The organism is Actinomadura sp. NPDC023710 (assembly GCF_040639875.1).
Taxonomy (GTDB): Bacteria; Actinomycetota; Actinomycetes; order Streptosporangiales; family Streptosporangiaceae; genus Spirillospora; species Spirillospora citrea.
The window spans coordinates 1-7,770 of sequence record NZ_JBFAGB010000094.1; the positions used below are offsets into that span (position 1 = coordinate 1).

Below are 7,770 nucleotides of genomic sequence, written 5' to 3' on the forward strand. Positions count from 1 at the left end.
GACTGCCCGCACTGCCACGCCGTCGTCACCTGTTGGGCCGCACTCGCCCCCGACCACGAGGGAGACCTGTGGACCTGCCCGGTCGCCGGGCGGCCCGCGGACCGCTGCGTGAGGCGCCGGGCGCGCACCGTCACGGCGCCGCGACCTGCCGGGAAAAGGATCTGCGCCCGGCCCCGACCGGCCCGTATAAGCGTGGTGTAAGGTCCAACGACGCACGGGGCGAACGTCGCGAATCGACCACGGGCAGGCCATCGGGGGTCCTGTCCGTCTCGCCCGTGGTAAACCCAGGACGAGCGCGAAGTCACGCGGTGATGGAAGAAGGCGAGGGGGCCCGCCATGAGGCATGCACGGGACGGGGCTGCCGCGGCGATGAGCGCCGCTTCCAGGATTCTGGTGGCGCGGGGCAAGAACGAGCCTCAGGAGATGGAGAACCCCGACGTCGCCTGGGGACAGCGTGCCCGTGACGGAGTGTGGGTGCCGACCAGGGACGGGCAGCGGATCCATTTCGGCATCGACGTCGCGGCGGCCGACACCGTCGCCCAGGTGCTGCGCCCGAGCCTGCGGGTGTTCGTCGGCGTGGACGTCGACACCGACATCGTCGCGCAGACGACGGCCGGCGGGGTGCGCCTGCTCACGGTGATCCACGGCCCCGACGCGCCGACCGAGTTCCGGTTCGCGGTCTCCCTGGCCGACGGGCTCGCGCTGGAGTCGATGCCGTCCGGGGGCTACGACGTCGTGCACCTGCGGTACGGCGCCACGGTGGGGCGGCTCTACAACCCGTGGGCGAGCGACTCGATGTTCCGCCAGGTGAAGGCGGACTACGCGCTGGACGGCTCGGCGGTCACGATGCGCATCCAGCACACCGACGCCTACTACCCGGTCGTCGCCGACCCCCACTACGAGCGCTGACGTCCCGCCCGCGCGGCGGGACCGGGTTCAGGAGGGCGGCCTCCCCACCGCCGCGGGGTCCTCGAAGCCCAGTTCCCGCCCGACCTCGCGGAGCGTCTCGGTGCCGACCCTGCCCTTGCGGTAGAGCATCTCAAGGTCAGTCGCGAACGTGGGCCACGGAATGGAACGTTCCCGCCCGGATCCCGGCGCCGTGGGCGCCAGCGTGTCCTGGCGGGGTGGGCGCCGACGTGCGCCGTCCCCGTCATATGGTGGGGTCCACGGGCCGCGTTCCGGCCCCGGCGACGCCGCCGGGCACCCGACCGCCCGGGTCCCCCGAGACTGGAGTCATCGTGATCTTCACTCATGACACCGAGCACGCGCTCGCCGTCGTCGTCGACCTGATCAACACGAGCGCCGCGGCGTCCGGCGCGGAGGAGCTCGGCGGGCTGCCCGGCCTGCGGGAGTTCGTGGACCGCAACGCGTTCAGCGACGTGGGCGAGCTCACCCCGGCCGACCTGGACCGCGTGCTGCAACTGCGCGGCCGCTTCCACGCGGTGTTCCGCTCTCGGGACGTCCCCTCCGCCGTGCGGCGGATCAACGAGATCGTCGGCGAGGTCCGCACCACGCCGCACCTGACCGACCACGACGGCTACCACTGGCACGTGCACTTCTTCGCGCCGGGCGCGCCTCTCGGCGAGCACCTGGCCGCCGACTGCGGCATGGCGCTGGCCTACGTGGTCGCGGCGGGCGAGCTGGACCGGCTGCGCACCTGCGAGGCGCCGGACTGCTCACGCGTGCTGGTGGACCTGTCCCGCAACCGCTGCCGCCGCTACTGCGACAGCCGCACCTGCGGCAACCGCATGCACGTCGCCGCCTACCGCGCCCGCCAGCGCGAGTCAGCACCGAGTTGAGGCAGTGCTCTGGGGGGCGAGCGCCTTGGGAGCACCTGACCCCAGGGCACCGCGGGGCTCCGGCTCTCCCTGGGGGCTCGCTGCGCGATCAGTTTCCCGCAGGCTCGAAAACGCCTTCGGACGCGATCTCGATGCTCCGGTAGTCGCGGGGCCTCGGGCGAGATCGGGTGGAACGGATATCACCGTGGTAGACCGAGTGGACCGGCGGGCGGACCAGAAGGGAATTCGGTTCAAACGGTGCCCTCCCTCGTCATGGACGTGGCCTGGTCGGTAACCTCATAAATCACGCTCGTTGCGGGTTTGGGCCCGTGGTGAGCCCGCGTCGGACCTATTTCAGCCATGGAGGATCCGCTGTCCAGGCGAGCACTCATCACCGGCATCACCGGACAGGACGGCTCGTACCTGGCCGAGCATCTGCTTGAGCTGGGATACGAGGTCTGGGGCCTGGTGCGGGGGCAGGCGAACCCCCATGTGTCGCGGCTGCGCAAGCACATCGGCGACGTGCAGATCACCACCGGGGACCTGCTCGATCAGGGCAGCCTGATCTCGGCGGTGGAGCGGGTGCGGCCCGACGAGGTCTACAACCTGGGCGCGATCTCCTACGTGCCGATGTCGTGGCAGCAGGCCGAGCTGACCGCCGAGGTCACCGGGATGGGCGTGCTGCGCATGCTGGAGGCGATCCGGGTGGTGTCGGGGATCAGCCCGTCCCGCACGCCGGGCGACGGGCAGATCCGCTTCTACCAGGCGTCGTCCTCGGAGATGTTCGGGATGGTGCGCGAGACGCCGCAGAACGAGAAGACCCCGTTCCACCCGCGCAGCCCCTACGGGGTGGCGAAGAGCTACGGGCACTACATCACGCAGAACTACCGCGAGTCCTACGGGATGTTCGCGGTGAGCGGGATCCTGTTCAACCACGAGTCGCCGCGCCGGGGCGCCGAGTTCGTGACGCGCAAGGTGTCGCTGGGCGCCGCCCGCATCAAGCTGGGCCTGGCCACCGAGTTGCGGCTCGGCAACCTGGACGCCCGCCGCGACTGGGGCTACGCGGGCGACTACGCCCGCGCGATGCGCATGATGCTGGCGCAGGACTCCCCGGAGGACTACGTCATCGGAACGGGCCAGACCCAGTCGGTGCGGGAGCTGGTGGAGTTCGCGTTCCGCACCGCGGGCCTGGACTGGCAGGACCACGTCGTCCTGGACGCCAAGTACACGCGCCCGGCCGAGGTCGATCTGCTGTGCGCCGACCCGAAGAAGGCCCGCGAGCAGCTCGGCTGGGAGCCCGAGGTGACCTTCGAGAGGCTGGTGACCATGATGGTCGAGTCGGACCTGCGTCTGCTGTCGCGGTCCGCGCGTCCCGAGGACGAACCGTTCAGCCCCGATCATTGGTAATCCGGTTACCGCGGCCGTGGCACGATTTACGTATGGCCACTTGTGAGCACGTGCTGTCCCTCCCGGTGGAGGATCCGTCCCCGAACACCCCGCAGGGGTGCGAGGACTGTCTTCGCGAGGGCACACGCTGGGTACACCTGCGGCTCTGCCTGAGCTGCGGGCATGTCGGGTGCTGCGACTCCTCGCCCAGGCGCCACGCCACCGCGCACTTCGCGAAGGAGGGGCACCCGGTCGTCCGGTCGTTCGAGCCGGGCGAGGACTGGCGCTGGTGCTTCGCCGACCAGCTGATCGTCTGATGCCGGACGTCCGTCTGGGCACCGGGCCCGGACGCTGGATCCTGCTGGCGACGGTGCTCGGGTCGAGCGTGGCGTTCCTCGACTCCACCGTCGTGAACGTGGCGTTGCCCAGGCTGGCCCGCGACCTGGACGCCGACATAGCCGGGCTGCAGTGGACGGTGAACGCCTATACGCTCACGCTCGCGGGGTTCATCCTGCTGGGCGGCTCCCTCGGGGACCGGTTCGGGCGCCGCCGGATCTTCCTCGTCGGCGTGGTGTGGTTCGCGGTGGCCTCGGTGCTGTGCGGCGCGGCGCCGAACGTCGGGACGCTGGTCGTGGCGCGGGCGCTGCAGGGCGTGGGCGGGGCACTGCTCGCCCCGGGCTCGCTGGCGATCATCCAGGCGTCGTTCGCCGCCGACGACCGCCCCCGCGCGGTCGGCGCCTGGTCCGGCCTCGGCGGCGTCGCCGGCGCGATCGGCCCGTTCGTGGGCGGCTGGCTGGTGGAGGCCGCCGGATGGCGGTGGGTGTTCCTGCTGAACGTGCCGCTCTCCGCCGTCGTGGTGCTGGTCGCGGTCCGGCACGTCCCGGAGAGCGTCGACCCGCAGGCCCGTGGGCGCTTCGACGTGCTCGGCGCGGCCCTGGCGGCACTGGCCCTGGCGGGGACGACGTACGCGCTGACCGAGGCGCCGGGCGGCGGCGCCGCCCCGCCGGTCATCGCCACCGCCGCGATCGCGGGCCTGGCGGCGGCCGTCGCTTTCGTGCTGGTCGAACGGCTGCGCCAGCGGCGGGCGCACGGACGAGCGGGCCGGGAGGCGCCACAGCCGATGCTGCCGCTGGACGTGTTCTCCTCGCGGCAGTTCTCGGCCGTCAACGTGGTCACGTTCATCATGTACGGCGGGATGGGCGTGATGTTCTTCCTGTTCGTCCTGAACCTCCAGGTCGTCACCGGATTCTCGCCCATCGCGGCCGGGACGGCGCTGCTGCCGGTCACCGTGCTGATGCTGCTGCTGTCGGCGCGGGCGGGCGCGCTCGCGCAGAAGATCGGCCCGCGACTGCCGATGACGGTGGGGCTGGTGGTGGCGGCCCTCGGAATGCTCCTGGTGGGCCGGATCGGCGAGGACGCATCCTACGTCCGGGACGTCCTGCCGGCCGTGACGGTGTTCGGGCTGGGGCTGGCGGCGGTGGTCGCGCCGCTGACCGCCACGGTGCTCGCCACCGCCGACGTCCGCCACGCGGGAGTGGCCAGCGGCGTCAACAACGCGGTGGCGCGGGCCGGCGGGCTGCTGGCGGTTGCGGCGATCCCGCCGCTGGCGGGACTGACGGGCGACGCCTTCAACAACCCCGTCGTCTTCTCGCACGGGTTCAAGCTGGCGATGATCACGTGCGCCGCGCTCCTGGCGGCGGGGGCCGTGCTGTCCTTCCTCACCGTCGGCGACGACGCACTGCGGACGCCGTCCGGGGAATCGGTCGAGCCGGAATGCCGGCGCCAGTGCGGGGTCGGCGCGCCGCAGCTGCAGCCCGAGGCGGAGACCGTCCCGGCCGAGCGCGCCGGCCGGGCCTCGCCCGAGCCCGGGACCTGACCACCGGACCGGTCCGCTGATTCCCGGTCCGAATCCGGCTATGTCCAGGACCGGAGCGGTTCGTTGGCATACGGTCAGTGCATGAATCTGCGGCAGCTGCGCTATGTCGTGGCGACCGCCGACCATGGCACGATGACGTCGGCGGCCCAAGCCCTCTACGTGGCCCAGCCCGCGCTGTCGCGGGCCGTCCGCGAGCTGGAGCGCGAGCTCGGCCTGGAGCTGTTCGCGCGCTCCGGGCGCGGCGTCGTCCTCACGCCCGTCGGGGAGCAGGTCGTCCGGCAGGCCCGGGCCGCCCTGGACGCCGTCGACGCGATCGAGGGGCTGGCGGTCACGCGCGCCGACGGGCGCGGCGCCGAGCTGCGCATCGCGGTCACCGCGTCGCTGGAGCCGGAGCTGACCGGCGGGCTCATCCCCCGCTTCGCGCGCAACCAGCCGGCCGTGCGGGTCCGGGTGGTGCGCTGCGCGGACCGCGACCAGATCGCGGCGGTGCTGCGCGGGGGCCGCGCCGATCTGGCGCTGACCGACCTGCCCGTCCCCGGCGACATGACCGCGCACCCGTTCGAGCAGCGCGAGGTGGTGCTGATCTCCCCGCCCGCGCTGAAGGTCCGCGAGCCGGTGCCGCCGGCCGCGCTGGACGGGATGCGGCTCGTCCTGCCCGCCCGCGGCAGCGCCCGCCGCGCGGAGATCGACACGATGCTGCGGCGGATCGGCGCGCGGCCGGTCGTCGCGGTGGAGTCGGACGAGCGCGGTGCCTGGCTCGGCTGGGTCCGCGCCGGGCGGGGCTCCTTACTCTGGTACCGCAACCAGATCGACGACACCGAAGGGGTGACGGTCCGCTCGTTCATGCCGCCGCTCACCCGCATGATCGGCCTGGTGCACGCGCACCGCCGGCTCCCGCCCGCCGCCCGCGACTTCCTCACCTTCGCCAAGCAGGCGCCCTCCCGCGACGACCACGCCCGCTGACCGCGCTCCCGGGCCGCCCGCGCGACGCCGTTCCCGCCCGGTCATGCCATGATTCGGCGGGTGGGAACGACGCACGCACTCTGGCTGCTGGCCGTACCGGTCGGCGCCCTGATGGTGGCCGCGGCGGCGCGGCGCATCGGCCTGTCGGCACCGCTGGCCCTGGTGATCGCGGGGCTCGCCTTCTCCTTCGTCCCGGGCGTACCGGAGTTCGAACTCGAACCCGAGTTCGTGCTGTTCGTGTTCCTGCCGCCGCTGCTGTTCTCCGCGGCGTGGAACAGCTCGTTCACGAACCTGCGCCAGAACGTCTGGTCCATCGGCCTGCTGTCGGTGGGCCTGGTGCTGTTCACGACGTTCGCCGTGGGGTACGTGGCGCACCTGATCGTTCCCGACCTGCCGCTGGCGGCGGCGTTCGTGCTCGGCGCGATCGTGGCCCCGCCGGACGCGGTCGCGGCCGTGAGCATCGCGCAGCGCCTCGGCCTGCCGCGCCGGACGGTGACGGTCCTGGTCGGGGAGAGCCTGTTCAACGACGCGACCGCGCTGACCGCGTTCCGGGTGGCGCTGATCGCGGCGACGGGCGCGGGGTTCACCCTCCTGGACGGCGTCGGGCGCTTCCTGTTCGCCGCCGTCGTGGGCGCGGCGGTCGGACTGCTGCTCGGGCCGCCGCTGCACTGGCTGCGGACCCGGCTGAACGACCCGCTGGTGGAGAACGGCGTCGCGCTGGTGGCCCCGTTCGCCGCCTACCTCATTGCCGAGAGCGTGCACGCCTCCGGGGTGATCGCGGTGGTGGTCAGCGGGCTGTACCTGGGCAACCGGGAGACCCAGTCCGCGGCGGTGACCCGGTTGATCGGGCACTCCTTCTGGAAGGTCATGGTCTTCCTCCTGGAGTCGGTGGTCTTCCTGCTGATCGGCCTGCAGCTGCCCCCGATCGTCCACGAGATGTCGGGGCGGAGCTGGCAGGAGCTGGCCTGGTGGGCGACCGCGGTGTTCGCCGTCACGATCGCGGCCCGGTTCGTGTGGGTGTTCCCCGCCTCGCAGGTCCCGCGGCTGCTGTCGCGGCGGGAGCGGGCGCTGCCGAGCGTGGGCTGGCGCGGCCTGGTGGTGGTGTCGTGGGCGGGGATGCGCGGGGTGGTCTCGCTCGCCGCCGCGTTCGCGGTCCCGTTCGTCGCCTCGGGCGACCGGCCGTTCCCGGGACGCGACCTGATCCTGTTCCTGACGTTCACCACCGTCCTCGGGACGCTGCTGGTGCAGGGGCTGACGTTCCCCGCGCTGATCCGCGTGCTCGGCATCGGCGGGGAACGGGAGCGCTACGCCGACACCGTGGCGCTCGCGGGCGCGCAGCACGCCGCCGCGCAGGCATCGCTGGAGCGGCTGGAGGAGCTGAACTCCGAGGAGCGGCTCGACGCGTCGGTGGTGGACCGGCTCCGGGAGCTCGCCGAGCACCGGCAGCTGCGCGCCTGGGAGCGGCTCGGGGGCGGGACCGGCCCGGAGGGCGAAGAGGTGCCGACGGCGACGTACCGGCGCCTACGGCGGGAGATGCTGATGGCCGAGCGCCGGGTCTTCGTGCGGATGCGGGACGAGCGCCGCATCGACGACGAGGTCCTCACCCGTGTCATGCACGAGCTGGACCTGGAAGAGGTCGCCCTCAGCCGCGACTAGCGCGGCCGCGCCCCGGCCACGGTCACCGCCGTCGTGCTGGCACCTCGATCAACCCGGTCTCGGCGAGTTTGCCCAGCTCGCCGTAGAGCTGGCTCTGCCGGGCGGGCCAGA

The 7,770-nt window shown here is 72.7% G+C and carries 7 protein-coding genes; all 7 read left to right on the plus strand.

The annotated features are described in order from the left end of the window. Positions 1-336 precede the first annotated feature (336 nt). The 7 genes from AB0H37_RS44725 to AB0H37_RS44755 all read left to right on the plus strand — a co-directional run bounded on the left by AB0H37_RS44725 (position 337) and on the right by AB0H37_RS44755 (position 7,659). Positions 337-909, plus strand: a complete 573-nt coding sequence (locus tag AB0H37_RS44725; protein ID WP_179834545.1) for a hypothetical protein — start codon at positions 337-339, stop codon at positions 907-909. Positions 910-1,238: 329 nt separating this feature from the next. Next, entirely contained in the window at positions 1,239-1,799 is a 561-nt protein-coding gene (locus AB0H37_RS44730) for a CGNR zinc finger domain-containing protein (RefSeq protein WP_329091519.1), read from the plus strand. A gap of 351 nt (positions 1,800-2,150) precedes the next feature. After that, positions 2,151-3,185 (plus strand): GDP-mannose 4,6-dehydratase, encoded by a 1,035-nt coding sequence (locus AB0H37_RS44735; RefSeq protein WP_179838654.1) that lies wholly within the window; start codon positions 2,151-2,153, stop codon positions 3,183-3,185. 32 nt (positions 3,186-3,217) lie between these two features. Next, positions 3,218-3,481, plus strand: coding sequence for a UBP-type zinc finger domain-containing protein (locus AB0H37_RS44740; RefSeq protein WP_329091521.1), 264 nt, complete (start codon positions 3,218-3,220; stop codon positions 3,479-3,481). Continuing rightward, the gene (locus AB0H37_RS44745) at positions 3,481-5,040 is read left to right on the plus strand and encodes an MFS transporter (protein ID WP_329091525.1); all 1,560 of its coding nucleotides are present in this window, start codon (positions 3,481-3,483) and stop codon (positions 5,038-5,040) included. The genes AB0H37_RS44740 and AB0H37_RS44745 overlap by 1 nt, the downstream gene beginning before the upstream one ends. An 81-nt stretch (positions 5,041-5,121) precedes the next feature. Further along, positions 5,122-6,003, plus strand: coding sequence for a LysR family transcriptional regulator (locus AB0H37_RS44750; protein WP_329091527.1), 882 nt, complete (start codon positions 5,122-5,124; stop codon positions 6,001-6,003). A gap of 60 nt (positions 6,004-6,063) precedes the next feature. After that, positions 6,064-7,659 (plus strand): Na+/H+ antiporter, encoded by a 1,596-nt coding sequence (locus AB0H37_RS44755; RefSeq protein ID WP_329091529.1) that lies wholly within the window; start codon positions 6,064-6,066, stop codon positions 7,657-7,659. The last annotated feature ends 111 nt before the right edge of the window (positions 7,660-7,770 follow it).